Annotated in this window: 30 protein-coding genes and 1 tRNA gene; 12 read left to right on the top strand and 19 right to left on the bottom strand. The window is 45.3% G+C overall.

Translation table 11 applies throughout. The annotated features are described in order from the left end of the window. Positions 1-541 precede the first annotated feature (541 nt). The 5 genes from PSE7367_RS11580 to PSE7367_RS11565 all read left to right on the top strand — a co-directional run bounded on the left by PSE7367_RS11580 (position 542) and on the right by PSE7367_RS11565 (position 3,337). Positions 542-614: transfer RNA gene (locus PSE7367_RS11580), tRNA-Phe, on the top strand. 36 nt (positions 615-650) lie between these two features. Continuing rightward, on the top strand, positions 651-791 hold the full coding sequence (locus tag PSE7367_RS22005; RefSeq protein ID WP_156800388.1) for a hypothetical protein: 141 nt from the start codon (positions 651-653) through the stop codon (positions 789-791). A gap of 280 nt (positions 792-1,071) precedes the next feature. Beyond that, positions 1,072-1,437, top strand: coding sequence for a helix-turn-helix domain-containing protein (locus tag PSE7367_RS11575; protein ID WP_041698387.1), 366 nt, complete (start codon positions 1,072-1,074; stop codon positions 1,435-1,437). A 16-nt stretch (positions 1,438-1,453) separates the two neighbouring features. After that, entirely contained in the window at positions 1,454-2,026 is a 573-nt protein-coding gene (locus PSE7367_RS11570) for an IS630 family transposase (RefSeq protein WP_041698386.1), read from the top strand. A 264-nt stretch (positions 2,027-2,290) separates the two neighbouring features. After that, positions 2,291-3,337 carry a pentapeptide repeat-containing protein gene (locus PSE7367_RS11565; protein WP_015165526.1) on the top strand — a complete coding sequence of 349 codons (1,047 nt, stop codon included), beginning with the start codon at positions 2,291-2,293 and terminating at the stop codon, positions 3,335-3,337. A 233-nt stretch (positions 3,338-3,570) separates the two neighbouring features. On the opposite strand, the gene istB is transcribed toward PSE7367_RS11565, so the two are convergent. The 10 genes from istB to PSE7367_RS11515 all read right to left on the bottom strand — a co-directional run bounded on the left by istB (position 3,571) and on the right by PSE7367_RS11515 (position 13,510). Next, the gene (istB, locus tag PSE7367_RS11560; RefSeq protein ID WP_041699222.1) at positions 3,571-4,248 is read right to left on the bottom strand and encodes an IS21-like element helper ATPase IstB; all 678 of its coding nucleotides are present in this window, start codon (positions 4,246-4,248) and stop codon (positions 3,571-3,573) included. Further along, positions 4,136-5,824, bottom strand: a complete 1,689-nt coding sequence (gene istA, locus PSE7367_RS21195) for an IS21 family transposase (RefSeq protein WP_015146090.1) — start codon at positions 5,822-5,824, stop codon at positions 4,136-4,138. The genes istB and istA overlap by 113 nt, the downstream gene beginning before the upstream one ends. Before the next feature lie 192 nt (positions 5,825-6,016). Next, positions 6,017-7,039: a signal peptide peptidase SppA gene (gene sppA, locus PSE7367_RS11550; RefSeq protein WP_015165525.1), complete on the bottom strand. Its 1,023-nt coding sequence runs from the start codon at positions 7,037-7,039 to the stop codon at positions 6,017-6,019. A 567-nt stretch (positions 7,040-7,606) separates the two neighbouring features. After that, positions 7,607-9,124 (bottom strand): F0F1 ATP synthase subunit alpha, encoded by a 1,518-nt coding sequence (atpA, locus tag PSE7367_RS11545; RefSeq protein ID WP_015165524.1) that lies wholly within the window; start codon positions 9,122-9,124, stop codon positions 7,607-7,609. Positions 9,125-9,240: 116 nt separating this feature from the next. Then, entirely contained in the window at positions 9,241-9,798 is a 558-nt protein-coding gene (atpH, locus tag PSE7367_RS11540; RefSeq protein WP_015165523.1) for an ATP synthase F1 subunit delta, read from the bottom strand. 14 nt (positions 9,799-9,812) lie between these two features. After that, a complete protein-coding gene (locus PSE7367_RS11535; RefSeq protein WP_015165522.1) occupies positions 9,813-10,346 on the bottom strand; it encodes a F0F1 ATP synthase subunit B in 534 nt (177 codons plus the stop codon). A gap of 34 nt (positions 10,347-10,380) precedes the next feature. Then, entirely contained in the window at positions 10,381-10,863 is a 483-nt protein-coding gene (locus PSE7367_RS11530; protein WP_015165521.1) for a F0F1 ATP synthase subunit B', read from the bottom strand. Between the two features lie 551 nt (positions 10,864-11,414). Continuing rightward, on the bottom strand, positions 11,415-11,663 hold the full coding sequence (gene atpE / locus PSE7367_RS11525) for an ATP synthase F0 subunit C (RefSeq protein ID WP_015165520.1): 249 nt from the start codon (positions 11,661-11,663) through the stop codon (positions 11,415-11,417). A gap of 176 nt (positions 11,664-11,839) precedes the next feature. Next, positions 11,840-12,598 (bottom strand): F0F1 ATP synthase subunit A, encoded by a 759-nt coding sequence (atpB, locus tag PSE7367_RS11520; RefSeq protein ID WP_015165519.1) that lies wholly within the window; start codon positions 12,596-12,598, stop codon positions 11,840-11,842. A 480-nt stretch (positions 12,599-13,078) separates the two neighbouring features. After that, on the bottom strand, positions 13,079-13,510 hold the full coding sequence (locus PSE7367_RS11515; protein WP_015165518.1) for a hypothetical protein: 432 nt from the start codon (positions 13,508-13,510) through the stop codon (positions 13,079-13,081). Between the two features lie 596 nt (positions 13,511-14,106). Here PSE7367_RS11515 and PSE7367_RS11510 point away from each other — a divergent pair. Continuing rightward, on the top strand, positions 14,107-14,769 hold the full coding sequence (locus PSE7367_RS11510) for a hypothetical protein (protein WP_015165517.1): 663 nt from the start codon (positions 14,107-14,109) through the stop codon (positions 14,767-14,769). Between the two features lie 89 nt (positions 14,770-14,858). Here the strand turns inward: PSE7367_RS11510 and PSE7367_RS11505 are convergent, their stop codons facing one another. Further along, positions 14,859-15,929, bottom strand: coding sequence for a tRNA (5-methylaminomethyl-2-thiouridine)(34)-methyltransferase MnmD (locus PSE7367_RS11505; protein WP_015165516.1), 1,071 nt, complete (start codon positions 15,927-15,929; stop codon positions 14,859-14,861). A 115-nt stretch (positions 15,930-16,044) separates the two neighbouring features. Between PSE7367_RS11505 and PSE7367_RS22950 the strand changes: the two genes are divergently transcribed. Beyond that, positions 16,045-16,167 (top strand): hypothetical protein, encoded by a 123-nt coding sequence (locus PSE7367_RS22950; protein WP_264314145.1) that lies wholly within the window; start codon positions 16,045-16,047, stop codon positions 16,165-16,167. Between the two features lie 55 nt (positions 16,168-16,222). After that, entirely contained in the window at positions 16,223-16,402 is a 180-nt protein-coding gene (locus PSE7367_RS11500; protein ID WP_015165515.1) for a 50S ribosomal protein L32, read from the top strand. A 210-nt stretch (positions 16,403-16,612) separates the two neighbouring features. On the opposite strand, the gene PSE7367_RS11495 is transcribed toward PSE7367_RS11500, so the two are convergent. The 6 genes from PSE7367_RS11495 to aat all read right to left on the bottom strand — a co-directional run bounded on the left by PSE7367_RS11495 (position 16,613) and on the right by aat (position 21,077). Then, positions 16,613-17,236, bottom strand: coding sequence for a peroxiredoxin (locus PSE7367_RS11495; protein WP_015165514.1), 624 nt, complete (start codon positions 17,234-17,236; stop codon positions 16,613-16,615). A gap of 207 nt (positions 17,237-17,443) precedes the next feature. Then, positions 17,444-17,788, bottom strand: coding sequence for a hypothetical protein (locus PSE7367_RS11490; protein ID WP_015165513.1), 345 nt, complete (start codon positions 17,786-17,788; stop codon positions 17,444-17,446). 427 nt (positions 17,789-18,215) lie between these two features. Then, the gene (locus PSE7367_RS22475) at positions 18,216-18,365 is read right to left on the bottom strand and encodes a hypothetical protein (RefSeq protein WP_015165512.1); all 150 of its coding nucleotides are present in this window, start codon (positions 18,363-18,365) and stop codon (positions 18,216-18,218) included. Positions 18,366-18,809: 444 nt separating this feature from the next. Then, positions 18,810-19,799 (bottom strand): LmeA family phospholipid-binding protein, encoded by a 990-nt coding sequence (locus PSE7367_RS20475; protein ID WP_015165511.1) that lies wholly within the window; start codon positions 19,797-19,799, stop codon positions 18,810-18,812. Between the two features lie 23 nt (positions 19,800-19,822). Then, a complete protein-coding gene (cbiT, locus tag PSE7367_RS11480) occupies positions 19,823-20,425 on the bottom strand; it encodes a precorrin-6Y C5,15-methyltransferase subunit CbiT (RefSeq protein WP_015165510.1) in 603 nt (200 codons plus the stop codon). Between the two features lie 76 nt (positions 20,426-20,501). After that, a complete protein-coding gene (gene aat, locus PSE7367_RS11475) occupies positions 20,502-21,077 on the bottom strand; it encodes a leucyl/phenylalanyl-tRNA--protein transferase (protein WP_015165509.1) in 576 nt (191 codons plus the stop codon). A 1,117-nt stretch (positions 21,078-22,194) separates the two neighbouring features. Between aat and hemG the strand changes: the two genes are divergently transcribed. The 4 genes from hemG (at position 22,195) to PSE7367_RS11450 (ending at position 26,084) form a co-directional block, all read left to right on the top strand. Then, positions 22,195-23,703 carry a protoporphyrinogen oxidase gene (gene hemG / locus PSE7367_RS11465; RefSeq protein ID WP_015165508.1) on the top strand — a complete coding sequence of 503 codons (1,509 nt, stop codon included), beginning with the start codon at positions 22,195-22,197 and terminating at the stop codon, positions 23,701-23,703. Next, entirely contained in the window at positions 23,703-24,689 is a 987-nt protein-coding gene (locus tag PSE7367_RS11460) for a pentapeptide repeat-containing protein (RefSeq protein WP_015165507.1), read from the top strand. Before hemG ends, PSE7367_RS11460 begins: the two co-directional genes overlap by 1 nt. A 76-nt stretch (positions 24,690-24,765) precedes the next feature. After that, positions 24,766-25,716, top strand: a complete 951-nt coding sequence (locus PSE7367_RS11455) for an NAD-dependent epimerase/dehydratase family protein (protein WP_041698440.1) — start codon at positions 24,766-24,768, stop codon at positions 25,714-25,716. Positions 25,717-25,775: 59 nt separating this feature from the next. Beyond that, on the top strand, positions 25,776-26,084 hold the full coding sequence (locus tag PSE7367_RS11450; protein ID WP_015165505.1) for a hypothetical protein: 309 nt from the start codon (positions 25,776-25,778) through the stop codon (positions 26,082-26,084). Positions 26,085-26,130: 46 nt separating this feature from the next. On the opposite strand, the gene PSE7367_RS11445 is transcribed toward PSE7367_RS11450, so the two are convergent. Further along, positions 26,131-26,355, bottom strand: coding sequence for a hypothetical protein (locus PSE7367_RS11445; protein WP_015165504.1), 225 nt, complete (start codon positions 26,353-26,355; stop codon positions 26,131-26,133). Between the two features lie 121 nt (positions 26,356-26,476). Continuing rightward, positions 26,477-26,896 carry an MAPEG family protein gene (locus PSE7367_RS11440; RefSeq protein WP_015165503.1) on the bottom strand — a complete coding sequence of 140 codons (420 nt, stop codon included), beginning with the start codon at positions 26,894-26,896 and terminating at the stop codon, positions 26,477-26,479. Positions 26,897-26,984: the final 88 nt, after the last annotated feature.

Raw genomic sequence — 26,984 nt, 5'->3', positions numbered from 1 at the left:
TTGTTTGGCGGATCGGTTGCTAATCGGCTATAGATATGGCAACGTGCCTGGTGGCTGATTATCTAGTTAAGTCTTAACAATTGTTTTCAATATCAGCAGCCAAAAATTCATTCACATGTTTAGTTAGTTACCAAACTAAAAAACTAATTAATCATGTTTGTGGGGGAAGGAAGCTAAACCATCTCAACCATCTGTATTGCAGTTCCTGTGTCGGTTATTTAGTTAACTTGGTTGATCAAGGTGACTTGGCATAGTAATGTAGTTGCTCGCAATTGAGCTGAGTAATTTATCTGGCTAAATTGGTTTAGCAAAGTTTGCATCTTGAATATTTACAAAAATATTTGCGAAACGATCGGCTAGTGGTTAAGTCTTTGGATTTACTGCTAACCGATTCGGGTTTTGAGTGTGTTAATTAATTTCATCTCGATCAAAGCAAAGCTGCTCATAAACATTGCCTGGACAAGATTTTTTTTGCTTGAACTAATGCACATCAAGATGCTATATTCGTAAAGCTGAAAAACGCATTAGCAGTAACAGCATTGCCGGGATAGCTCAGCTGGTAGAGCAGAGGACTGAAAATCCTCGTGTCGGCGGTTCAAGCCCGCCTCCTGGCATTTTTATTTGCAGCTTGAATAAAGGCATTATGCAATTTGAAATTTGTTGATCGAGGGTTTGGTTTGCACTCGACGATCGATCGGTCAAACATCACCCGTTGGAGTACCTTGGTGGTGCATCATATCAATTCAATGCTCAATGCACTTTATGGGGATAGTGTATTTTTCTACACGTAATAAATAGCTCAAATGTGGGCATCATTGGGGACGAGGAGGATGATTGATCATTGCGTCAAATTGAGTCAATGGGGCAGGTTTTTTGTAGGAGAACCTACTGATTAAGATTAACCCTACGTTGAAAGAAACCGGATTCTGAGCATTGAATTAAGATTGTTTACCGTCAATCAATCAGATTAGGGATTCGATCGTAACTAGGCTTTAATAAGGTTTAACCTCCTATACAGCAGATTCCGCAATAGAATATGACATGATAGGAGTAAAGTAAGAATCAAAAAGTATGAGAGCCCATTCTCTAGATTTGCGTCAGCGCATAGTCACAGCGTACGAAAATAAAGAAGGTTCAATCCGTGAGTTGGCAACCCGATTCAGCGTTAGTAAAGACAGTGTCCATCAGCTGCTCCAACTTTATCGCACTACTGGTTCAGTTGAGCCAATTCCATACAAGGCAGGAGCAAAAGCCAAGTTTAATGAAGCTGCTCTGGCTGAGTTAGCAAAGTTAGTAGCCGCTAAAAATGATGCCACACTGTCGGAGTTATGTGAGCAAATGTATGAACGTACTGGCATCAGGGTATCAGAACCAACCATGTGCCGTACGTTGCAAAGGCAGGAGTTAACTCGAAAAAAAAACTTTTCACGCCGATGAAAGGGATACAGAACGAGTGCAACAGCTGAGAGCAGATTATCAACGCTGGCTTTGGCCACAGGCAATGGAAAACCTGGTATTCATTGATGAGACAGGCGTTAACCTGGCAATGACCAGGTTGTATGCAAGGGCTACTCTAGGTGAGAGAGCCTATGCTAGTAAACCACTTGCTCGAGGCAAAAACGTTACTATAATTGGGGCTATGGCATTACGCGGTGTGCTGACTAATTTTACTTTTACTGGTAGCAATAATACTGATACTTTCGTGTCCTATCTCAAAGATAAATTGCTGCCTAACCTATGGTCTGGTGCAATTGTGATTATGGATAACCTCAGTGTACATAAGGTTGATCCTGTGCGAGAGTTAATTGAGTCCGTCGGTGCTCACTTGGTTTACTTACCGCCTTATTCACCAGAGCTAAATCCGATTGAGATGCTGTGGTCAAAGGTGAAACAGTTTCTACGCTCTTGGGCGGCCAGGGACTATGATGACTTGCATAAAGCTATTTCTAACGCTCTTGCCAAGGTTTCTCTAGACGATATTATGGGCTGGTTCCTTGAGGCCGATCTCTGTGCGTCTCTAATCTGAAATGCGCTGTAACGCAATCAATTTTTTTGTGCTAGGAAGTTAGTCTAAAGAGAATCCCTCCCTTAATTGATGATGCGATGATGCACATTAGCGCATAGTGAAGAGGCGCATTGTTTTCCAACAATTTGTAAATTTGTAACATATGCTAACTAGCCCTGGCTTGTAAGTCTAGGTAGAGGACATATGTATAGAAAAATAAAAACTGAATTAATCATTTACATTTAAGACAGTAACAGCATAGAACTGGCAATGGGGGACTAGAAAATGCCAAACAGTGAGCATTTAGAATTACTGCAACAGGGTGTATCTACTTGGAATCAGTGGCGATCGGCAAATAGCCGAATTCAAGTTGATCTAACTGGTGCCGATTTAACTAGCGTTGATTTATTAGATGCCGATCTGAGTGCAGTTAATCTCAGGGGAGCCAACTTAAGTATGGCTAATCTGATCCGGGCGAATTTGAGCGGGGCGAATTTAATTGAAGCCAATTTCGATGAAGCTAACTTAAGCATGGCGTATTTAAACTGTGCTTATCTTAATAAGGCCTATTTACATGGGGCAAACTTGACCTGGGCTAATCTAAGTCAATCTTGCTTGATTGATACCGATGCCAGTGAAGCAAATCTGAGTGGTGCGGTGTTGAGTGGCACCGATGCCTATGGTAGTAATTTTAGTGGTGCGAATTTAAGTGAAGCTTATTTGAGTGTGGCTGATTTGGGTGGTGCAAATTTACATGGTGCAAACCTGAGCAGCGTTTATGCGATCGCCACTAATTTTGAGCGAGCCAACTTGAGTAATGCCAATATGAGCAAAGCTAATTGTGCCAAGTCGAAATTTGGTAGCGCAATTCTCGATCGCGCCAACTTAAGCATGTCCTATCTCTATGCTGCGGATATTCGTGGTGCAAGTTTGATCGAAACCGATCTCAGCCGCGCCGACTTAACCAAAGTCAGTTTGATTTGTGCTGATCTCAGTGATGCTCATTTAATTGGTACGGAATTACATGGTGCTAATTTGAGCCAAGCCAACCTCAAACATGCCGATCTGCGGCTGTCGCACCTGGAAGCCGCTAACTTGTATGGAGCCAGCCTCTACAGCGCTGATTTGAGCCAAGCCAATCTTAACGCCGCCTATTTAAATGAGGCCTTCTTGTTTGGTGCAATCCTGAAGTGGACTAATTTAGCCGACGCTGATCTAAGTGGGGCTCACTTGGGCGGTGCTAATTTATTTGGGGCTGATGTCAGTGGCGCTAAGTTATTAGGCGTAAATCTGCATGAAGCCACCATGCCCAATGGCAGCATTCATGACTAGATCCCGTTTCAATCGGTTTCGGTAAGTTTCGGTAAGTTTCGGTTATAGGTCTTAGCTAGCTTAATTTGGCCGATCGCCACTTTGTTAAATGTCAATTACCAATTTCGACGGCGTCAATTACTTGGCAAATAGCGGATGTAAATGACGTGTGCAAATGACAACTAAAACTAAGCTGAAAGGAACTGCATATGTTGAACCTCAAGGAGCAGTAAGATTCGGATTGATAGCGATTATTATTTTTGCGAGCGCTCAACAGCGTTGCGTTTACGGAAACTATCAGCATGAATTTCAACAATGAGAGCATGATGAATGAGGCGGTCAACGGCAGCAACAGTCATCATGTCATCGGCAAAGATGTGATCCCATTGCGAGAAAGGCTGATTAGCAGTAATGATGAGGCTTTTGCGTTCATAACGATGAGCAATCAGCTCAAACAGGACGGAAGTTTCAGCCTCAGATTTTTTGACATAGCCAAGATCATCAATAATGAGTAAATCAAAGCGGTCAAGTTTGGCAAGGATAGAGGCAAGCTGAAGTTGTAGTTTGGCTTGCTGTAGATGTTGTAGCAAAGCATAGGCCGAGAAGAACTTAACCCGTTTGCCCATTTCAATCATCGAGCGCCCGAGCGCAGCAGCAAGATGAGTTTTACCGACCCCGGAAGGTCCAAATAGCAAGCAGTTTTCGGCCCTATCCAACCAGGCCGTATCTTGTGCCAGTTGGATCAGTGGCGCTGATTTGAAACTAGGGCAATGTTCAAAATCGAAAGAGGTAAAGCTTTTACCAGTAGGTAATTTAGCCTCAGCGAGAGCTCGTTTGATCCGATTCTGTTGGCGATAATCCAGTTCCAATTCGCACAGAGCGAGCAAGAACCGGTCGTAAGCCCAATGCTGTTGGGTGGCCTTCTGCTCGATAGTCTGCCAATGTTGGAGCATGTGCGAGAGTCGTAGCTGTTTGAGTATCAGGCTCAGAGTATTGTTCGGGTTTGGTTTCGAGGAGTTGGTCATAGGCTGAAAGCGAATGTTGTTGTACGTTTAGTTGAGGTACGCTCAATTGCTGCTGGGGTAGTAGGAACTGTTGCTGTAGAGCCTTCAGGCTGAGAGTGCCCTGCTGCAGTTGGGTTTCAAGATAGTCGGCCACTGTAGTTTCTCTATCGTGCTTGGCAGCAATATAGAGGGCTTCAACCATGATGCGCGCTGCATTATCGATTTCAAAATCAGCCTGTAACCTCTGCCACAGCTGCCGCCATTGTTGATTAGGCAATAGGTCTTGCTGCCAGGTGCAGTAAATAAAGGCACGGGGTTTACGCCTGAGGCTATCAATTACATGGCGGTAGTTAATACAGCGAGCACGGCGGATTTTGGCTGACCCATGTACTCGCAAACGGGGTAGTTCCACCACTTGTTGCTGCCCCAAATAACCGACCAGGCGGTTGTGATAGATATGAATATTCAGCTGCCTGCCAATCAGTCTTGATGGCACCGTGTAAAGAATGCAGCGCACCGAAATGGTGCTGTGGCAGGTCACCCGCACCGTCAATTCTTCGTAATCGGCACAGCGATATCTCGGTAGTGGTTGTAGGGTTACTTTTTCCTCGGCAAACTTGGCGCTGCATTTACAATTGAGCTTGGCAACCACCTGCTCGATAAATTCTTGATATGCACTCACTGACTCAAACTCAAAGCTGCCACGCAAATACAGAGCTTGGCGCAACCGGCGCTTGAAATGTCCATGGGGAGATTCGATGGAGCCATTTTCATGAGCCACGCCTGGGTTATTGCGACTTGGACTCATGCCATAGTGTTCACATAGCTCGGCATAGAATTGGGTTAGTGGTTTATGCCGTTTGCCCGCCATATTCCGATAGGCAGCACTCAAATTATCGGTGCGATGCTGCTTTGGTACACCACCACAGGCATGCAGCGCATTCTGTAATCCTTCAGACAAGCCGATAAAGCTCTCGCCACCCTCGATTACCTGCACATATTGCCAGCCACTGTAGGCCAGACGGTAGTGGTACAGCAGGTGCTCATATTGTTTCCCTTTGATGGTAACTTCCACCTGTTTGAGCTCGGTAAAATCTGATAGACCCATTTCGCCGGGCTGATGGCGGATCTCAAACATTACCTCCTGCGGTTTGCCATGGATACTTTTCCATACCTGCACTCGCCTTTGTAAGGTACGCAATTGTTGCTCATATTGGCCTGGATAATGCTCGGCTAGATATTCATACAATGTCATCGCCTCTAGACGAGGCTCACGTCGAAGCATTGGCTCTAGCTCTTCCTCCCACACTCCTGATAGCGGATCTCGGCGGGTGCGCCAATCTCGCTCACCTTTACTCTTGGGCTGGTGTTTGCCTTGCTCAATACGGCTGCCGCTACGGACTGATATGCCGGCAATCTCGGCTGACTCATTTTGATTGCAGCCGACCTCTCGTGCTTTCTTGTACACTTGCACTTGATATTGTTTTATATATTGACCTGACACTGCTGACGTTCCACTTTCCTGTTTGAACGTCTTTAGTGTCTTTCTTTTTTCCCGTTTTGATCTCTTTTTTTCTAGTTGACGCCTACCTCCACTTGCGATCTCATATCCTTGCTGGCGATCATCTTTTTATGCCAAGTAATCGTCATCCAGACGCCAAGGTAATTGTCGCCTAACACCACTTTGTTGATGATCCTACTGATACCAGATTGGCATTAGCAAGATGGGTGGATCATTGATGGTTAGACCCCGATCGCCCTGTTGCCAGGAGCTGCTAAAGCGATCGATCGGCAATGTATTTCTGGCCAGGTTATTGCCCAATCCCGGCAAAAATGGGATCGAAAAGTTGACATTAAAGGGCAAGCGGCCAAACAACTGGTCAATAAACAAGTCGAACGAGGTAAATCCTGATCTAATTGGTAGTTCGACTGATTCATCCAGATTAAATTTTTCCCTGGCTGCTTTTCTGAGATCTTCAACAGCTTCTTCATAGGTACCTAGTTGATCGACCAGGCCATTATCTACGGCTTGCTTGCCAGTGTAAATTCTGCCATCAGCCAGCGTGCGCACAGCCTCTAGATCCATGTCACGCCCCACATGCACATCTTCAATGAACTGGCGATAGGTATCTTGGAGCAAGTCTTGCAGCAACTTTTGTTCTGGCTCAGAAATTTCGCGGTAGGGCGAAAAAATATCTTTATAAGGGCCGGTTTTAATCACCTGGGCTTGAACACCAATACGATCGAATAGCTCTTGCACATTCAGACCGCTTAAAATCACCCCAATACTGCCAGTTAAAGTACCGGCATTGGCATAGATCTTAGTGGTGGCACTGGCCGCGTAATAACCGCCACTGGCTGCCACATCCAACATACTAGAATAGACCGGTTTGACTTCCCGCAACTCTCGGATCGCCTCAAACAGTTCTTTGCTGGTGCCAACCGTACCACCAGGGCTGTTGATCGAAATTAGCACCCCTTTGACATTCTCTTCATCCTTGAGCTTCACCAGGCGATCGCGCACCGCTAGCGCCCCTGTGGCAGCACGTGAGCCATTGATTACCCCTTCCAGAGTGATTAATTCCAGTCTCGGTGTTCCGGCACTTTCTAGCGCGTCTATTTTGACTAACTTATTAGCCTGTTGGCGACTAATGCCAGTTGCTGCCGCCACAAAACAGACAATTACTAGTACCAGAGCAATGATGCGATTTAATTGCATAGTTAGATAGTTGGTTCAAATTAAGTTCAAATAGTGATTAAAAATTCAATAGCCTCAGCGCATGAGTTAGCGATCCCTATGTTAGCAATCTAATGTGGTCTTTTCTGGCATCGGTTTAAGCTTAGGCTCGTTACTCTGATCGCCAAATTAGCCTCAGGACAATCGATTCACAGATCCCATGCTCGAACTTAGCCAAAGTCAGTTCAATCCAAAACAATTTCTGATGAAGCTATAGTTTTGTAGGCGATCGCTGGTCACGACAAGTTAGGGTTACACAAATATATCTTATCTCTGTTATATCTCTGTCAACTCCAGGCTAGTTAGAAAAGCTAATTTCTATTCTCTAACAATTTTTATTAAAACAATTCTATTAAAACAATAAATTTAAAACCGATATTTAAGCATAACCCTCCCCGCATTGTAATTGTGTAGGGAGGGCTAAATTATAAATTATTAGGATCTGGTAATCAGCTTGTTAATGGCCTAATAGTCTGAACTATCTATTGAGCTGTTACCTACCTGTGGTGTGTTTAATCTGGTATAGATTAAGAGATCGCTATTCAGCAATTAGGCCGTAGCCATGAAAGTTTGAGTGTACTCGGCGATCGCTTCCTTGAGCATGGTTTCAGCGTCAGGGGTTAGCTTCTTCTCAGCCTTGATCACTTCGGCAAACTTGGGCTTACTGGTATTCAAATAATTACGCAAACCAGCCATAAACTCAGTTACTTTATTGACAGCAATATCATCAACGTAGCCATTTAATGCTGCGTAAATGATCGCAATTTGCTCATAGACAGGCAGTGGTGAATATTGCGGCTGTTTGAGCACCTCACGCAATCTTTGCCCCCTTGCCAATTGAGCTTGGGTAGCTTTATCCAAATCAGAGGCAAACTGTGAAAATGCTTCTAGTTCTGAATATTGGGCTAGTTCCAGCTTCAGCTTACCTGCCACCTGCTTCATGCCCTTGATTTGGGCTGCCGATCCTACCCGCGACACGGAGATCCCGGCGTTGATCGCTGGGCGTAAACCGGAGTTGAACAGGTCAGAGGAAAGGAAGATCTGACCATCGGTAATTGAAATTACATTGGTGGGAATATAGGCAGATACGTCGCCAGCCATGGTTTCAATCACAGGTAGAGCAGTCATGGAACCACCGCCGAGATCATCACTCAGCTTGGCCGCCCGCTCTAGTAAACGGGAATGTAAGTAGAACACATCACCAGGATAGGCTTCCCGACCGGGAGGACGACGCAGCAACAGCGACATTTGACGGTAGGCCTGGGCTTGCTTGGAAAGGTCATCATAGACCACCAGGGTGGATTTGCCGTTGTACATAAAGTATTCGGCTAGAGCTGCACCGGTGTAAGGGGCTAGATATTGTAGGGTGGCTGGGTCATTAGCATTGGCGGTAACTACGATCGTGTAGTCAAATGCACCATTCTGACGGAACACTTCTACCACTTGGGCAACGGTTGAAGCCTTTTGGCCGATCGCCACATATACACAAATACAGTCTTCACCCTTCTGGTTCAAGATCGTATCAACGGCCACGGCGGTTTTACCGGTTTGGCGGTCACCAATGATTAGCTCCCGCTGCCCCCGACCGATCGGAATCATCGCATCGATCGCCGTAATCCCAGTTTGGAGCGGCTCATACACAGAGCGGCGGGCAATAATACCAGGGGCAACCGATTCAATCAGGCGGGATTCACCCGTGTGGATCTCACCCTTACCATCGATCGGCCGTGCCAAGGAATCGACCACGCGGCCAATAAAAGCTTCGCCAACGGGGACTTGGGCAATTTTACCGGTGGATTTTACCGAGCTACCTTCGGAAATACCACGGCCTTCGCCCATCAACACCGCACCAACATTGTCTTCTTCTAGGTTCAGGGCAATACCGACGGTGCCATCTTCAAATTCTAGTAGCTCACCGGCCATGGCATTATCCAAGCCATAGATGCGGGCAATGCCGTCACCGACTTGCAGCACCGTACCCACATTGGAGACCTGCATCTCCTGGTTGTACTGCTCAATTTGCTGTTTGATTATGTTGCTGATTTCATCTGGTCTAATACTAACCATATTGCTGTTTTCCTGCTAATTTACTTGTACTCTTACTACGCTTGCCATAATGCTGACAAAATAGGACGAAATAGGAAATAGTGAGTGGGGAAACGAGAAACTTAATTAATTAAGGTCTAGGACACACTGCCAACCAATCGATTGCTCAGGCGACGCAATTGGCCTCTGATGCTGGCATCAACAATTTGCGACCCAACCTTAATAATCACCCCACCAATTAATTCTGGCTTGACTGATACTTCCAGTTCTACGCTTTGGGCTCCGGTCATGGCCTTGACCTTATTTCTAATTGACTCAGCTTGTTCTTCGCTAAGTTCGATCGCCGAGGTGATTTCCGCCAGCGAAATTTGTCGCAGTTGCCGCAGCAAACCTTGGAAGGCAACACCTACTTCGTCCAAGAACATGATCCGGCGCTTGTCCACCATCAACAACATAAAGTTGAGCATGATCGGATGAACTTGATCGCCAAATACTTGTTGAATCACTTCTTTTTTGGCTTCGTCTTTTGCTAACGGCACAGCCAGGAAATTGCGCAGATCGTCTGATTCACTCAGAGCAGCACGGATGCCGGCAATATTATCGCCAAATTCATCGACCAGGTTTTGCGACTGGGCGATCTCCATGATGGCTTCAGCGTATGGCTCTACCAGAGACTGGCTAACTGATGATTTCATTGTTACCTAAGCTCCTATTCCGCTGAAATGAGGTCAATACTACGATCGACAAGTTGTTGCTGCACATGCTCGCTCAAGCCCCGCTCAAAGTAAGCACTGGCATCGGCGATCGCTTTGTCTACAACCTGTTGGCGCAATTGGGAAATGATGCGCTCTTGCTCAGAGCCAATTTCCTGCTCGCCGGCCGCTTGCAACTTGGCAATTTCAGCATCGATATCCTTGAGAATTGCTTCTCTGGCTGCTTTGGCATCAGACTGAGCTTGAGCCAGGATGCGATCGCGCTCTGCTTGTGCCTGAGCTAGCTTCTCCTGTTGATCAGAAAGCTTCTCGATCGACTCTTTCTTACGCTTCTCGGCATCATTAATCGCACTTTCGATCGTCTGGAGGCGGCTCGACAAAATATTGCCAATGAAGCCCCGTCCGGCATAGATCAAAAATGCCAGAATGATCACAATATTAATAATATTGGTTTCAAAAATATTGGTATTAATACCAAATCCTTCCGCCTCGCCCGCTTCGGAGGCAAGCAAGAACAAACTAGTAAACATAATTAATTTGACTTCCTGTTGCGATATTGACCACCTAGCTGTTTACCAAATCTCCGAGCAGCTTTTCGAGGATTTGCCGACTCAGGGCGTTAACCTCATTGTCTAGCAAAGCAGCGGCCTCTTGCTTTTGCTGATCCAATTCGGCTCTAGCTGCACTAGCCTTGGTCTGGGCTTCTGCGACTGCTGCCGAAATTTGCTCAGAGCGAATTTTGTTCGCTTCGGCCTGAGCTGAAGCAATTATCTCCTGGGTTTGTTTCCGCGCCGTTGCCAATTCTTGCTCATAGGCGATCGCCAGCTCTTCTGCTTTCTCCAAGCGTTGCTTAGCTTCGTTGACGTTGTCGCGGACATAGGCACCACGATCGTCGATCGACTTGGTCAAGGGTTTAAAAAATGTTTGATTCAAAATAGCAACCAAGATCAGAAATTGAGCCGCGATTACGGGCAGAGTGGCATTGAGATCAAATAGACCACCTTTTTCCGCCGACTCGGTTGCAACTAAAAATATCCAATGTGTCATGAGAGTTTAGCTGTGGTTAGCTAGCAAATCGATTGGCTGGGCTTGATTTATGGGAATAACTGCAAGTGACTAAACTAAATAATTCTAAAGATAGTAATTAGCTAATTCAGGCTTGATGTTTTTAAATTCAACTTAATTTGACTTTGATTTGACTATTAGATCTGACTCAGTAGCCGGTTGCTTCAAGTGCCTTTGAGTAAATACACAGATGTAAATACACAGATGTAAATATACAAATGTAAATGCACTAAATTTAAATGCGCAATGTAAATGCGCGATCGCAATTACTAATTACTCAGCAACATTGAAGCAAACCATAGCTAACAGAGTAGATTTAGATTCGATTATTCGATCTTGATACTTGATCTCAGACGCTTATGCTCAACTAGGCCACCACTAAATCATTTTTGATCCAATCATTATTTGATTCGATCGCTGCCCAAGGGAAGCCAAGGAAAACTGAATTTAGCTTAAGTAAATGGTTTAGCTAAATGCGCTAGAGGGCGCAATAGTCTGCCTGGGTAGAGACACAATAAAGTCTTAACCAAGTCTTAACCAGCGAAGGGGTTTGCGAATAGCAGCACTAGAGAAACAACCAAACCATAGATGGTCAGCGCTTCCATGAAGGCTAAGCTAAGTAGCAAAGTACCGCGAATCTTACCTTCTGCTTCTGGTTGACGGGCAATACCTTCTACTGCACGACTAGCAGCAATACCTTGACCAATACCAGGTCCAACCGCAGCTAGGCCAACGGCAATACTAGCGGCGATAACAGATGAAGCAGTAACTAATGGATCCATAACTACCTTTCCTTTTCTTAACCTAAAAAATCAATCGTTTAACACAATGCAATTGGCAAATTAATCCAACTTCGCATCCAGGGAGACTTAATAATTACTTCCCTAAACCGACTACTGAGAACTTGTGCGATCGCGTGGCATTCCAGCCCATAGATGGGAAAAATAAGCGCGATCGACTATCCGTGCTCATGCTCTTCTTCGCCGTGCCCTTCGATCGCCTCACCGATATATGCAGCCGCCAGGGTTGCAAAAATCAGAGCCTGGATCGCACTGGTAAATAAACCCAGCGCCATCACGGGCAGAGGTACAAACAAAGGCACTAGCAGCACCAATACACCCACCACCAGCTCATCTGCCAAGATATTCCCGAAGAGTCGGAAGCTGAGCGAGAGGGGTTTGGTGAAATCTTCTAAAATGTTAATCGGCAACAGAATTGGCGTTGGTTCAATATATCGTTTGAAATAGCCAAGTCCTCTAGCACTAATGCCAGCCCAGAAATACAACACTGATACCAGCAAGGCCAGCGCCACAGTGGTGTTAATGTCACTGGTGGGTGCGGCCAGCTCACCGGAAGGCAGCTCAACTAGCTTCCAGGGCACCAAGGCACCAAGCCAATTACACACAAAAATGAACAGGAAGAAAGTACCCACAAATGGCACCCAGGGGCGATATTCTTTTTCGCCAATTTGATTCTTGGCAATGTCCTGTACAAACTCCAGCGCATATTCCATGAAGTTCTGGAAACCGCCAGGAACGCGTTGAATGTTGCGGGTCGCCAGAAAAGTGGCGATCGCCAAAACACCCATCACAATCCAACTAACAATCAGGATTTGGGCATGAAGTTCCAGGTTGCCGACACTCCAATACAGATGCTTGCCTACCTCTAGGGCGGCAAAATCTGTAAGGTGCGAGTGCGCTATCAAGTTACTTATCATAGTTTGGTGCTTTAACAGCCTTTGACTTTTATTTGACTTTTAAATGGTCAGATAAATTATTCAATAAATTACCTAACAAATTACCTAACAGCTTAGTTTTGGGTTTAAGCAATGTTTAATCGGTTCGATGGATTAAATTTATTTATTTTGGGATAAGCGATCGAGTGACGCGGCCTGGATTTGGCAATTGTTCGGCAGGAAAGCAAACTAGCCATAGAGTTGACTTGATTAAGATCTAATTAAGAATCTTCAAGTCGATCAATTGCCGTGCCATAATTTGCCGTATTATTTACCTCGGTATTATCGGTATTATCGGTATTATTCGGTAATACTAGATTATTCGTTAATACCGGAGCAGATTGAGGCAAACCCTTAGCAGCTAGGCCAAAACCTTTTTAGTCATAGCCAAACTAGTTCTTTAACTTAATCCAAACTAATTAGCGCAAGAATTAAAGCTAAAGTGCGATCGCGCTGGCCACTTTATGCATTGCGAGCACCGGCAATATCTTGAACCGTATATACCAGGATTGCCGCCTTATAGGTCACAAAGCCCATAAATACAGGCAAGATTTGCAAATACTCCCAGCGAGTTGTTACCAGCATCAGGATTACAAAAACCCCTAACCGATTTGCTCCTACACTCCGCTGTTGCAATCCTAATCCATCAACGCTACGAGCCAACATCCGCAAATAAACCAATCCCACACAGGCACCTAAACCATAGTTCAGGGCTATGTTCATGCCATAGGCAAGCCAAACACCTACGCAAACCAATCCAGATATGGCAATGGTGAGTACAAGCAACTTGAACTTGAGTTGAGCGTAATCATCCATAGAAGAGTCTACAAAGGATTGTGAACTCTCTGCAACTACACTGGCATATTCTTTTTTCTTGGCTGGTAATATTTTCATTCTGGAGCTGAATGAATAACGCGGATTTGGAGCCTTGGCTTTTGGTCTAAAGTTTAGATATGCTCTAAGCTTGACCGTGGATCAGCATAACATGCTGCGTGTCACATTTTCTTAATTATGAGCAACTTAAGTTGACAAATCCATAAAAGACCTATTATGAAGATGCAGAGGTGCAATTTCTCAGATCCATCAGATCCAATCGCTGGTGGTCGATGATACTATTACCTGCATGTGGCTAAAACTAGCGATCGCTTAATCAGTAAATATATCTTTTGTATTTCCATTGGCTTTCAGTTGGTAGGCCAGGTTGAAATGCATAGGTTAGGCTTGATTGGGTTTTAGTCAAGCGTAAGTTACGGCATCGCTGGCATTGTTTAGGCTCTTTAAAATAAATATAAATATTGATAGATAATTGGTTAGATAGTTAGATTTGCACTAATATTCTTCATTGCTTGTATTTATTGCTTGAATGGCAAGTCTGCGGCTAAAATCCAAATTTCCCCATTCCTCGCTTAGGCTTTTGTAAAAGCTTTATTGACCTAGCTGGTCTGCATAATTAACTTCTAACTTGGCTTGTTTTGTTTCATCTAAATCTTATGTTCACTTCTAAAACTACACCACACTCTCGCATCAGCTTTCCTAACCTGCGGTTATGCGGCTCCTTGCTATTGATCGCTTCGCTCATGGGGGCTGCTCCTGCTTTGGTGGGACGAGTCAGTGCCCAAGAACAACCAGAACAACCAGAACAACCAAGCCAACCAACCCCAGTTGAACCTGGTACGATCGAAGATTTTGTAGAGACTTCTACGCCCCGACCAAATTCGCTCAACAATAGCGTATTTAGTATTGCTGGCGGTGCCAGACTGATGGAAGAGGCAATGGCCGCGGTCAATCAACAAAACTACACCCAGGCAATCGCCAAGCTCCAGGATGCCCGTCAGGTATATAACCAGTTGTCTAATTTTTATCTAGACCTGAATAACAGCTTTGCGGGGATCGACAATCGCGTCTCTGATAGTCATCGGATCAGGGCGCTGGAAACCGCTCAATTGCGCGACCAGGCAACCTATCAATTGGCGATCGCTTACCGGGCTAATAATCAACCCGAATTAGCGATTCCACTCTTGGTGCAGTTAATTCGCAGCCAAAATCCCACCCGTGAATTGGGACAGCAAGCCTATCAGCAGCTATTTGAATTGGGGTTTGTAGATGTGGCCTACCCGCGTGAGTCATCTAATAATGATGCGGCGCAAAGCTAAGGGAATCTGGGTCTAAGATTTTAGATTGGCTTTGTGAAGCCTTAAGATTTTTGATCTCATTGGTATCCCATGCTTTTCGGTGGGATGTTTTAGCGATCAAATGGGTGGCGGCGTTTCCAACTGGAGCTGGTCTCTAGTTCACTGTTTTGCTGTGACCGTTGCCGACGGGTGATAATTTGCTCTGGGCGATCGCTTAAACCAGGATCGCGGTAGGGAATGCTGGCTCTGGTTTGTAAAATCCCTTGCTCTAATTGATTCAGGGTAGTCAAGGCTGCAAACCTTTGCGGATTGTTGGCATGAGTGGCGATCGTGCCTGGGGATTTACGCCCCACTGGCCTGGTGGAGCCAATTTTTAAGCCCGTTTGCAAAAGCGCCGATCGCACTGCCGCTGCACAGGAATAGGTGGCCAGGTAACCATCGATCGCCAGACAGTTTGCCAAGCGCTGTAAAAATTCCACTGTCCAAAGTTGCGGGCATTTTGGCGGTGAAAATGGGTCTAAAAAAATCGCATCTGCCCAATGCTTTTGCGGTTGATATGTTTTGCTCAAATGCGGAATCGTTTGTCTGGCATCGCCGATTAGTAATGTCCCAACGATCGTTAATTCAAATTCAGCGGTTTTAATTGAATAATCTGCTAACTGCTCCGCCTGGGCGATCGCACTGAGTATTTCCCTTACGGTTGGTGACCAGATGCTGATCAAGTTTTGGGCGATCGCGGTCTGGGGTACGGCAAGATTACTTTCCAGGCCAAAAATCTCCACAGTCAACTTAGGCAAATTAGGCTGATTATGCTCCTGCTGGGTAATTTCACTAATTTCACCCAGGGTAGCGATCGTGGTTTCTAATGCTGCTGCTGTGTTATAGCCCAAGCCATAGCAGACATCTAGGATTTTTAACTTTTGGCCAGTTTTGACTTTATTTCTAACTTTGGCCGCGATCTGGCAGGGTTGCACAAATTTGGCGATCGCTTCTTGCTTAGCACCATGATTACTATGGAAGGCTTCCTGGAACTGGGCTGAGAAAAAAGTATGCGATCCATCGGCGGTGGCCTGGGCGGTGAGGCGATCGATGCCTGTTGCCCCTAAGTTTTTTTGCGCTAATTCTTCCTTAGAACTTGCTTGAGCAAGACGGTTACAATTTTGATCCGGATTCAAAGACATACTTAGCTCTATCAATTCTTACTCATTCTTATTCAGGTTGAGATTATGCCCCAAATCCTAAATGCGATTTGTGCCAGTAGTCAAAATTGAAGCAATAGGGTAGGATAATAAATCTGTGCCAAAACACAATCTAGCTTTGTTTAAGTCTACGCTTAGAAGCTTACGGACTAGATTTGTAAATCAGCTAACCAAGAAATATCGGTTAATTGCGGCGATCGTTGGCCAGAACAATAATTAAGTTTCGATTGGCATTCGTGCATAAGGTATTAGAGTAATTTAGGCAATTTTGAGTTATGGCTGCACCAAAGAAAAAGACCTCCAAGCAAAAAACCCGAAGTCGGAAAGCGACCTGGAAGCGTAAGGCTGCGTTGCAAGCAGAACGTGCCCTGTCACTTGGCAAGTCGATCTTGACCAATCGCAACACTGGCTTTATGTATCCGCTGGCTGATGAAGCTGATGAGGATGAAGAGTAGGACTCGACTCTTCGATTGATTAATATTGATTAATCTGGTAATTCACGAAGCGGCGATCGCGCAAGGTCTCTAATCGCTGCCGATCAATAGCCAAAAGCAAGACGGGCAGATAGCTAGCGCCGTCTTTTGGTTTGTTTAGGTGTTTTGATATATATTTTATAGTTTAGATATTTTGCCAGATTAGTCTACGTCCAGATTGCCGCAAACCATTTAAGATGCCACCTGCTGCAATTGGTCAAGCTTGGCCAACACTTTTTTGCTATGTACCGAAGGGCTGACCTTGGTGTAGATCTCACGCAAAATCCCGTCGGGATCGATAATATAGGTTTGCCGCAACGACATATAGCTATACCAGGCTCCATAGGCTTGAGAGATCGCCCCATCCTGATCGGCTAGCAGCGGGAACTTTAAACCCTCGGCATCACAAAATTCAGCATGGGTACCCACCGAATCAATGCTGATTCCCAAGACCTGGGCATTGCGATCGATAAACTTCGGTAGATCGCGCTGGAATCGCTGGGCTTCGATTGTGCAACCAGGGGTGAAGTCCTTGGGATAGAAATAGGCCACCACCCACTTACCGCGATAATCAGACAGGGAAATTACACCATCACCGGAATTGCTGGGTAGGGTGAATTCTGGGGCGGGGGCATTGAGTTGGGGTAATTCGCCACCTAGTCTGGCCTGGGCAGGAGTGGCAGCGCTAGTTAGGGTCAAGATTGCAACTAATCCGGTGGTAAATAGCGTCAGGCAGAAGCTTAGCCAGTTATGGGCAGGTCGATCGATTTGGTTATGGTTTAATTGAGGTTTCTGATTGGCTGAAATTGAGATCATAGATATTTAAGTTTGATTTCGATTTAAATAAAGAGGGGACGCGATCTCAGCCGTTACATGAACATTTAGGCGAGAAGTTTATTGAATAAGTTGTTTGAAATAGCGCTATTTATGATCGTAGCGAAGATCCATAAAATAACGATCGCCCCTTAGCCAGATTAGTCATGATTGCGATCGTAAAAGATGGAAAATTGAGATTAAGGCTACTTATTGATCAAAGATTGATTCCAGCTCATACCTCAAGGATTTGATGTCCCCGACCCGCGATACTAATAGACTTTCAGTGCCAGCATCATCAAGGCGCGATCGCCACAGGTCAATGGTTTCTGGGTTGGTGATCCAAAAGTTGACAATACTCTCTACCAATTTTTCGTAATCCCAGCCCCGTTTTGGTGGCACCGGTTCGATCGATCTAATCAAGCTATCCAGCGTACATTTTGGCGTACCCACATATTCCACCCCGAAATTTAGCTGGCGTTGATTGATTTTTTGTTGATGATTAAAAAAGTCCAGGATCGGCGAAACGCCTAAGATCTCGAAATTGAAATGCATTCTTTACCCCCTGCCTGCTGGTGCGTTCGGCAAAACTAATTGGCAATTAGATTAGATCAATAGTTATTTTGATTAAGTAATGGCTATTAATTATAGAAATTTGATCCGCCGCCAATCAGGAACCAACTAAACAACAATGAAACGCAATTAAGCGCTTAAGACCCTGGCACTAAGTCATGGCAGTGGGAGCGGAAGAGTAAGTAAGGTGTGATGAATAAATTTTTAATTCCTTCCGCCAAATTATCAATCTGCTCGGCTTTGAGCAAATGATTATGGCTAGGTTCTAGGTTCAGGATTTTGATCAGTAAAATCAGCCAACATAGTCATCCTTGCGATCGAATAGCTCTAGGCACAGTTTGAATTCAGGCATTTGCAGCTTGATAACTTAAAATTTGGCGATCGAAACTTATCGCGCGAAGCTCTTGGCTCAAGCAGTTTTCAGCCGACGGATATAGTCCCTGATCACTTCCGTTTTGGTTTTACTTTTGGAAATGCAATAAGACTCTAGATTATTTAATTCCGATTCCGTTAGGCGAATGGTGAGAATTTTGTCGGAAGGAGGTTTAGTTCTAGCCATGAATACTCAACTCTTAGATCCACATAAAGTCCATGAAACAATTTATTCTGGGTTATTGCTGACAATCATCTTAGCTTGGACGATGTAATAACAAAATATTTCGCTTTCATGGTTACACCTCAGTTAAATGTTGCAGCTTTGCGATAAATGTTATTTACCAGTAATAACAAAAGCAATACCAACAGAATATAACAGTTGAAGGCATTGAGCAGCAATGTTTATGCAAATTTACATGTGTTAGTTTTGTTAACACATCGCGCCGTTTTTGCGATCGCTGATGTTGGTTGGTTTATATAGCTTTTGGGGAGTCGATCGGCCTCTTGCAAATTTGTCCTGTGCCCTGAGCGATCGTTCCTGGCTCCAGGAAATCCATCCAAATCTCAGGTATTACTTAAGCAGGAATTGACTCAAACCCAATCGGATTTTTGGGTGGGAGGAGGCAAATTACTCGAAGGCTTCTGGCTGAAGTTGGGCAAAACCCACCACCTGCATTTGACCATCGGTGACTTTAAATTGCAGCACTCTGGCGATGATGCCTGTTTCTTCGAGCTGACGTAGATCCAGCACTTTGTTCAAACCATCCACAAACGCATCAATAATATCTTTGGGAACGGCTACGCCTTGCAAGTTAACAATCGGATCGCTAATTTGCAGCCGAACCCCGTTTTCCACTCGCAATGAGGCTTCGATTAAAACTTCGAGCCGATCTTCATTTTCTGCTGGATTAATCGCATCTTGGGCTTGGGACTCTAAGGCGCGATCGCTGCTGGCATCCGTCACCTTATCGATGCCTAAATCTGGATCACCAGTAGAATCAAATGCATCTTCTGATGGTGTCGCTAATAGGGGGGCTTGTCGATCCTGGGCTGAGTTATTTTTCTTTTGATCGGCAAGATCGGCAAGATCGGCTGATTGCTTAATTGCCTTGCTGGGCTCTAGTACCGCAGTGAGGCGAATCCGATCGCCATCGAGAAATTCCACCCTGGGATCATTCAGGTCAAATATTTCGGCCTGGCTGGGATCGGCAGAAAAATTCACCTCCACGCCCTGAAATGAGTCGCTAATTTCCGGCGATCGCAACGCCAGATTGACATCAGCAGAGGTAATGATTACCCGCACCGCCGCTTGCAATGGTTTTCTGAGCGCAAAATCCTGCTCACCCAACCCAGCATTAACGCTAATCGGATCGGTTTCCAGGTCGATCGTATCCACCCGTAAAAATGGCTGAATATATACACCGCGCCCTGCTACCAGGAGCCGATCGACATCCCCCTGCAAAACTTGATAATTAGGCGTATTTTCAATCCTGACTTCTAAGACATCGGCGCTATGAACCTGACTGCGCACAAAATTAGTGGCCACCCGATCGATCACAATGCCCGGTGTACCTGCCAAGCCAAATAGGGTAGATAAAATGCCAACTGCCCAATCCATTATTAATTAACCTCGCTGATCTGCTAACCCAACTTTTCGCCACTAATAATAAACATCGGATTGATCGCTGCAAATGATTGCCGATTGCCCCTGGTTTCCAGGCGATTTACAGCCGATTGCACCACCTCAACATTACGTGCTTGTAATTTAGCAAAACTTTCGGAAATGGCATAGAGCCCTTCCAGGCTGGATGTGGTGGCGGTAACTCGACCCGGAATTGCTAACCGTTGCCAACAATAGTCCAGAATTTCACCGAGCGATCGTCCGCCTTCAATGCAAATACGATCGGGAGTGGCCTGGAGCTGCTCTAAACATTCTGGCGCACTGCCAACAATTACTTCCACATTGCCCACCGCAAACTTCTGACAATTGCGCTCAATCAACTTAGCGACATCTTCATCGCGCTCGATCGCAAAGACCTGGCTTTGGGGGCACAGCAGCCCCACTTCTACGGGGATCGTGCCAGTGCCAGCGCCAATATCCCACAGGATTGATTGGGGATATAAGCGCAGATTGCCAATTAGCAATAGTCTGGCTTCACATTTACTCAAGGGGATGCCCGGCAAGCGTTCAAACAGCCGATCGGGAATTCCAGGCGTAGCGTAAGCCCATACAGGTTCACTCATTAGTTAGTACGAAAGTTAGTACGAAAAATCGGGTAGTGACGTGACATAATCAGGAGCTAAACTAAAGCTGGCTAATTTACAACATAGAGCAAGGCATTTGTAAGGCAATGTCGAGCATACGGCGATATTCAGAATCAGATACTTCATAGGCACCAAACCGCTGTAAATGGGGATTCATGAGCTGGGCATCGAATAATAAAAAGCCGCGCGATCGTAAATGGTCTACTAACTTCACCATCGCCACCTTTGATCCATCGGAAACCCGAAAAAACATCGATTCACCAATGAAAGCACCGCCGATCGAGATCCCCAAAATCCCACCGGCTAATTCTTCGCCACACCAGGTCTCGAAGCTGTAGGCCCAGCCAGCTCGGTTTAACTCATGATAAATAGCCTTGAGTTGATCGGAAATCCAGGTGGTTTGGCGATCGGCACAACCATCAACTACCGCCCCAAAGGCCGCATTAATCTTAACCTGGAACTGATCTTTGTTAATTGCCCGTCGCAGCGATCGAGGGTAGCGAAACCGATCGTCCAACGGGATCAAAGTCCTACTCTTGGTGTAGTACCATTCAACGGGAACACCTTCTTCTTCCGCCATCAGAAAGTGCCCTTGCGCATAGCCGTTAATCACACTACGCACATCAAACATGATATTGGCTAACAAACCTTCTAATAGTTATACTTTCAAGCTTACTTAAGTAAAGCGATCGTCAGTAACCAGTGTTTTGCGACAATCCTCTTAACCATAATTGCTGTATATAACTATAACAACCCCTTCTGTCGTTATATGCTGATCGATGGTATATAAATCAGAGCTTTTTGATTTTTTGTGGGGCAATTTATTAATTAAGAAATGTTTTGCTCTACTAAGTTTTACCGCAGTATTAAGTGTAGAAATATAACTCAATCTAAACAAAAACAGTAAATATATCTACCTAAGTATTTATATGGTAGGTTAGAGACAGTTACTAAAAAGCGATGCTCAATCTGTCGGGGATCAAGCATCACATATCAAGTAGAGTATTAAATTAGCTTTTAAATTCAAGGTCTATATATCGGCTGACCTCGATTGAACTATCATTATTGTGCCTGACAATACAAAAAAACGGGGATCGCTTAACATTTTCTTTATAAGTTGAAACTATTTAAGAATAGTTAATCCTTTTTTACCATCATAAAGTGAGCACTCAGCTTTACTAAATAGCCGAAACCCGCTTCAAGTGAAGGTCTGGGATGTTAGCTGTTGATAGCTAGCTGCTCTTTTAAAATCAAATTATATTGTTGAAACACCGATCGAGAGTGAGTATATTTACTCATTTGTCTCTGGCGGGATCGCTACCTTGTCACACGCCAAAAGCTCTTGTTTTTAGCTTAAATCTCTTTGCTGGTAAATATCCTGGCGATCCCCAGGTTGATTTTTATGCCATCCAATCGGGGATCATGTTATTAACTGAACCCATTAGCATATTTCTAAATATTCCCAAATAGAAAATCGATCTTAAGGCTTGAAAATTTACAAAGCCGCGATCGCTCCTTGCGGCTAAATTTAGTTGATCGGTTTGTTTGATTTGTAACAGTTTTGAGTTAGCAAGTTTGAACATTCTTGAATATTGGCAGATAGCGATCGAAGTTTGGCTATGATCTTTGACTAGCCACAGCTAGATCTAGTGAGCTAGATTTTTAACTGAAAGCTGGAACAAAACTAGCCCGATCGATCCCCTGCCTCGACCTATTCATGCACAAACTTGATTAACAATTAACTAACTATGTCCAACCATAATCATGCTGGCTCACCGATCGACCTGTTGGTAGTTGGCGCTGGGATCAGTGGCCTCACCGTGGCTCATGACCTGGCCAGCAATTCTGTCGCTGAGGCTAATGGGTCAAACCAGCTCAGGATTATCGTCACCGAGGCACAAAATCGGGTGGGCGGGGCGATCGTCTCGCAGCGGGATGAAGTAGGTTTTCAATGGGAAGAAGGGCCCAATAGCTTTCAGCCAGCCCCAGAGCTACTCAAACTGGCGGCGGCGGTGGGGCTAAAGGATGAATTAGTATTTGCGGATGGCAAGTTGCCCAGGTTTGTGTTCTGGAATGGGAAGTTAAATGCTCTGCCCATGTCACCGCAGCTGCTAACCAAATTTAATTTATTAACGATCAAGGGCAAGCTAAGGGCTTTCCTGGGGGCGATCGGCTTTGTGCGACCAGCGGCAGCGGGGGAAGAAACTGTGGCGCAGTTTTTTAAGCGGCATCTGGGGCAAGAGGTGGTCGATCGGCTGGTAGTACCGTTCATCTCTGGGGTTTATGCAGGCAATACGGACAAGCTGAGTGCGGCGGCGGCATTTGGCAAGATTTTCCGGTTAGAAAAAAACTACAATGGTCTGGTGGCGGGGGCGATCCTGTCGCGGTTGGCCAAGCGCAAGCAAGAGAAGGCGCAAACCAACCAGCCAGCAAATATTTACGATCGCCAGGAGATCCCCAAAACCAAGCCAGGACAGTTGGGATCATTTAAAAATGGGATTGAGGCTCTGCCCAGGGCGATCGCCGAAGATTTAATCGACAAAGGTCATGAGGTGCGATTGCAATGGCGGTTGGACAAAATCCAGCCCAACTCTGATGGGACATATAGCGCCACCTATGAGACACCCCACGGGATCGAAACGATCACGGCGCGGGCTTTGCTCCTTACTACGCCTGCCTATGTTTCCAGTATGCTGCTGCAAGATATTGCCCCTGATGCAGCTCAATCTTTGGGTGAGATTTATTACCCGCCAGTGGCCTGTGTGGTGTTGGGGTATCCGGATGCGGCGATGAAACGGGATATGAATGGGTTTGGTAATTTGATCCCGCGTAGTCAGGGCATCCGTACGTTGGGCACGATCTGGGGATCGAGTTTGTTTAGCGATCGCGCTCCGGCTGGCTATCATCTGCTGCTGAATTTTATTGGTGGGTCGTTGGATACTGGCATTGCCGATCTATCTGAACCTGAAATAGCTCAGGCGGTGCATAGTGACCTGAAGCAAACGTTGCTGAAACCAGACACCACGATCGAACCGAAGGTGTTGGCGGTGCATTTGTGGCAACGGGCGATCCCGCAGTATGAGGTCGGTCACCTCGATCGATTGGCGCGGGTTGAAAGGGATCTGGCTAATCATCCTGGGTTGTTTGTGAGTGCTAATTTTATTGGTGGCGTGGCGCTGGGGGATTGTGTGAAGAGGAGTTTTGGTACGGCTGAACAAATTAAGGGGTTTTTAAATCTGTCTACTAAAAAAAAATAATGCCAGAACCAGAAAAGCCAGAAAATAAAAAAAAGGAATCTTGGCAGTCTAAATTGTGGTCTCAATGCGAGAAACAATTTAAAGAGCATGTTATTAAGACTCAATGGCAACGCATCATCTGTTCAATCATATTTGCAGCCATTTCAATTGTCGCTTTTTATTATTTTGAGAAATGGCTTTTACCATTTACTAATAAACCAAACCCTAAATATACCAGTGTCTTAGATTTAATCGATTTAGATAGTCTAAGAACTCTTTCGCTTATTTCTGGTATTTGGCTTTACATCTTGGAGTCAAATGAGCGCAAAAAGAGAAGGCATTATGAGGCTTGGCAAGTTATAGATAATGCTAAATGGATTGGAACAAGCTACGCTCGTCGCAAAGCTCTTGAGGATCTATACTCAGATGGTATTTCATTTAATGCTATCGAATTACCTTACGCTGAACTTAGTTGTTTGCAAGTCCCTAACTCTGAATTTAATGAAGCTAACTTTACAGATGCAAAATTAGAGTACGCTAATTTCAATAATTCTTATTGCAAATACGCGAACTTTAGCTTTGCTAGCTTAGTTGATGCGGAGTTTATTGATGCCCACCTTTGCGAAGCCAAGTTTATCGAGGCAGATCTTACATATGCAAAACTAAATAATGCAATTCTTTTCGGTGCAGATTTCATGGGCGCTACGTTAAAATGCACACAACTTGAAGGAGCAGCCCTCGCTGCTAATTTTAGCGATGCAAATCTGGTAGCTGCTAATTTAAGGGGCGTTAACCTTTCCCTTGTTAATCTCAGTAATGCCGATCTTTCTGAAGCAGATCTTACTGATGTACGTGTCAGCAAAGCCAATACTGTACTTAAAGGTGTGAAGAATTTGGAAGATGCAATAAATGTGCCAGATGCATTTTGGGAGCTATGGAAAGAGCAGAACAGCACAGAAGCAACTGACGACGATAATGACCGCCCCGAAGAAAACACCCCACAATAAAAACAGCCAAAAAAACCAAAACACCTTAATATTTAAAAGTTGAGGCAAAGTTGGAAAAACTCAAAACAGAGCAACCATGAGAATATTGATAATGGGTGGCACCAGGTTCGTGGGCGTAGCGCTCACCCAAAACCTGATCTCGCTTGGTCATGAAGTAGTCCTATTCAATCGCGGCAATCGCCCCGCCCCAGCCGCAGGCGTGAAGATGATCCAGGGCGATCGCAAAGACATCCAACAGCTCAAAGAAAAACTCAGCGGCCAGTCCTTCGATGCCATCTTCGACAACAGCGGCCGCGAACTCAGCGACACCAAACCGATCGTTGACATGTTCCGCGATCGCATCCGCCACTTCATTTACATGAGTTCCGCCGGCGTATATCAAGAATCCGAGACATTACCTTATTTTGAAGAAGACCCCACCAACCCCGAAAGTCGCCACAAAGGCAAACTACACACCGAAGCCTACCTCAAAAAACTCTACAGCGCCGAAGGCTTCCCCTTCACCTCAATTCGCCCCACCTATATCTATGGCCCCGGCAACTACAACGACGTAGAAGCCTGGTTCTTCGATCGGATCGTGCGCGATCGCCCCGTGCCGATCCCTGGCAATGGTCAATTTATTACCCAACTAGGCCATGTAGAGGACTTAGCGGCGGCGATGGCAGCGGTACTCAAGCAACCCAAAACCTACGGCGAAATTTATAACATCTCCGACATTCGCTATGTTACCTACAGCGGGATTGCTAAGCTTTGCGCCCAGGCGATTGGCAAAGACCCCGACAAGCTGCAATTTGTTTACTACAACCCCAAGGACTTTGACTTTGGCAAGAAAAAAGCCTTCCCGTTTCGGTTGCAGCATTTCTTCACCGCGATCGATAAAGCCCTACTCGATCTCGATTGGGAGCCAGAATTTGATCTGGTCGAAGGTCTAGAAACTTCCTTCAAACAGGACTATGTGCCCTCCGGTCGCCATGAGCAAGAAATCGACTTTGCGATCGATGATCAGATTATTGCTGCCGCCGGATAATCAATTTAATCTATATAATTGTGGTTTTACTTATTGAGAACTGAGCGATCGAAAAAATAATGCAATCGCAACTAAAACAATCACCCCAGCAAAAGATGTTGTTGGAGATCAAAGCCCTGCTGGAAATGGCGCTAAAGTTATATCCACAACGGGTGCCGGAATTGAATTATGACGTGCTAGAGCGACTTGCCCTGGCCGAGAACTGGCAAATGTACCAGGAGATCGAGTTTAATCTCCATGAGCTGGATTTGCTGCTCGACTACGATCTCGAAGCTGGCGATCGGCTGGAATATCAATATGGCATCAACTACTTCAAATCGCTGGTCAAGTTTCAAAGGCGATTTCAACGGTTATATGGCCAGGTCTAGGTTTAGATCGCTTAGATTGGCTGATAAAACTTATATGTAGCAACTTCTACATAAAATTGCCATTGTGATCAGGGTTAGGCTCTTGCGAATCCTGAGCTTCTATATCTGGTGGGGGTGCAAACCGATTTGCGGCGATATTGATCATTTCGTCGATCGATTTTTCCTGTAAAAACTTCCGCGTTTCTTCCAGGTACTTCAAATTGGGGCAGCGATCGCCCAACACGCAGCCATTTACGCAGGCTTCTTGGCAATTAATTGTGGCCGGGTCCATAGGTATTTATAGGTACTTAAATTAATAGTTGTTTTAATTTTGGAGATTACAGCTTTTTTATTTATAAATTATAAGGTTTCTAAAATTAGTAAAGTTAGTTAAATTTGTGATCTAAAAATAATTAAAGCAGATTGCCCCAAAGGCTAGTGGCCATCAAGCCAGCGATCGAGGCCATGCCGATTGCCCACATCATCGATCGCATCACTGGCACATTCAAAATATAAAAAACACTATAGGCAAACCTGGCCATCAAAAACACCAGCACCGCCCAGGAAGTATAGGCCGAAGCATGCCCCGACACATACACCATCAGGGCTGCGGCCACGAACAAAGCAAAGCATTCAAAGCAGTTCTGGTGTGCCCAGGTGGCTCGTTTGGCATAGTCGGGCAGCTTCTCAAACAGCGATCGTGGTGCGCCGAAGTCCATCCCCACCTGGAATCTACCATAGGCAACCACAGCATAGGCGGGTAAATAGATCAAAGCGGCAGCGGCCACAATGCCATAGAGCAAAATCTGGCTGGGCGGAAGGGCAATATCCATAGAGTTGTTTAATTCAATTGTTGATTAATTTAGTATTGATTAAATAAAGCGGTCTAAACGGGATGAGCGATTCAGCAAGATCAAAAGA

It is taken from the genome of Pseudanabaena sp. PCC 7367 (assembly GCF_000317065.1).
GTDB classification, from domain to species: Bacteria; Cyanobacteriota; Cyanobacteriia; order Pseudanabaenales; family Pseudanabaenaceae; genus Thalassoporum; species Thalassoporum mexicanum.
The sequence above is the reverse complement of the archived record's forward strand: the minus strand, read 5'-3'. Positions and strand labels throughout refer to the sequence as shown.

What these genes read in the sequence shown, in the direction of transcription:
- cbiT (WP_015165510.1), bottom strand. Translation starts at nt 20,425, where the DNA reads ATGAGTGAACCTGTATGGGCTTACGCTACGCCTGGAATTCCCGATCGG.
- hemG (WP_015165508.1), top strand. Translation starts at nt 22,195, where the DNA reads ATGTCCAACCATAATCATGCTGGCTCACCGATCGACCTGTTGGTAGTT.
- PSE7367_RS11575 (WP_041698387.1), top strand. Translation starts at nt 1,072, where the DNA reads ATGAGAGCCCATTCTCTAGATTTGCGTCAGCGCATAGTCACAGCGTAC.
- aat (WP_015165509.1), bottom strand. Translation starts at nt 21,077, where the DNA reads ATGTTTGATGTGCGTAGTGTGATTAACGGCTATGCGCAAGGGCACTTT.
- PSE7367_RS11510 (WP_015165517.1), top strand. Translation starts at nt 14,107, where the DNA reads ATGTTCACTTCTAAAACTACACCACACTCTCGCATCAGCTTTCCTAAC.
- PSE7367_RS11450 (WP_015165505.1), top strand. Translation starts at nt 25,776, where the DNA reads ATGCAATCGCAACTAAAACAATCACCCCAGCAAAAGATGTTGTTGGAG.
- PSE7367_RS11490 (WP_015165513.1), bottom strand. Translation starts at nt 17,788, where the DNA reads ATGCATTTCAATTTCGAGATCTTAGGCGTTTCGCCGATCCTGGACTTT.
- PSE7367_RS20475 (WP_015165511.1), bottom strand. Translation starts at nt 19,799, where the DNA reads ATGGATTGGGCAGTTGGCATTTTATCTACCCTATTTGGCTTGGCAGGT.
- PSE7367_RS11500 (WP_015165515.1), top strand. Translation starts at nt 16,223, where the DNA reads ATGGCTGCACCAAAGAAAAAGACCTCCAAGCAAAAAACCCGAAGTCGG.
- atpE (WP_015165520.1), bottom strand. Translation starts at nt 11,663, where the DNA reads ATGGATCCATTAGTTACTGCTTCATCTGTTATCGCCGCTAGTATTGCC.
- PSE7367_RS11495 (WP_015165514.1), bottom strand. Translation starts at nt 17,236, where the DNA reads ATGATCTCAATTTCAGCCAATCAGAAACCTCAATTAAACCATAACCAA.
- PSE7367_RS11445 (WP_015165504.1), bottom strand. Translation starts at nt 26,355, where the DNA reads ATGGACCCGGCCACAATTAATTGCCAAGAAGCCTGCGTAAATGGCTGC.
- PSE7367_RS11440 (WP_015165503.1), bottom strand. Translation starts at nt 26,896, where the DNA reads ATGGATATTGCCCTTCCGCCCAGCCAGATTTTGCTCTATGGCATTGTG.
- sppA (WP_015165525.1), bottom strand. Translation starts at nt 7,039, where the DNA reads ATGCAATTAAATCGCATCATTGCTCTGGTACTAGTAATTGTCTGTTTT.
- atpA (WP_015165524.1), bottom strand. Translation starts at nt 9,124, where the DNA reads ATGGTTAGTATTAGACCAGATGAAATCAGCAACATAATCAAACAGCAA.
- atpH (WP_015165523.1), bottom strand. Translation starts at nt 9,798, where the DNA reads ATGAAATCATCAGTTAGCCAGTCTCTGGTAGAGCCATACGCTGAAGCC.
- PSE7367_RS11460 (WP_015165507.1), top strand. Translation starts at nt 23,703, where the DNA reads ATGCCAGAACCAGAAAAGCCAGAAAATAAAAAAAAGGAATCTTGGCAG.
- atpB (WP_015165519.1), bottom strand. Translation starts at nt 12,598, where the DNA reads ATGATAAGTAACTTGATAGCGCACTCGCACCTTACAGATTTTGCCGCC.
- PSE7367_RS11530 (WP_015165521.1), bottom strand. Translation starts at nt 10,863, where the DNA reads ATGACACATTGGATATTTTTAGTTGCAACCGAGTCGGCGGAAAAAGGT.
- PSE7367_RS11565 (WP_015165526.1), top strand. Translation starts at nt 2,291, where the DNA reads ATGCCAAACAGTGAGCATTTAGAATTACTGCAACAGGGTGTATCTACT.
- PSE7367_RS11535 (WP_015165522.1), bottom strand. Translation starts at nt 10,346, where the DNA reads ATGTTTACTAGTTTGTTCTTGCTTGCCTCCGAAGCGGGCGAGGCGGAA.
- PSE7367_RS22475 (WP_015165512.1), bottom strand. Translation starts at nt 18,365, where the DNA reads ATGGCTAGAACTAAACCTCCTTCCGACAAAATTCTCACCATTCGCCTA.
- PSE7367_RS11505 (WP_015165516.1), bottom strand. Translation starts at nt 15,929, where the DNA reads ATGTCTTTGAATCCGGATCAAAATTGTAACCGTCTTGCTCAAGCAAGT.
- PSE7367_RS11515 (WP_015165518.1), bottom strand. Translation starts at nt 13,510, where the DNA reads ATGAAAATATTACCAGCCAAGAAAAAAGAATATGCCAGTGTAGTTGCA.
- PSE7367_RS11455 (WP_041698440.1), top strand. Translation starts at nt 24,766, where the DNA reads ATGAGAATATTGATAATGGGTGGCACCAGGTTCGTGGGCGTAGCGCTC.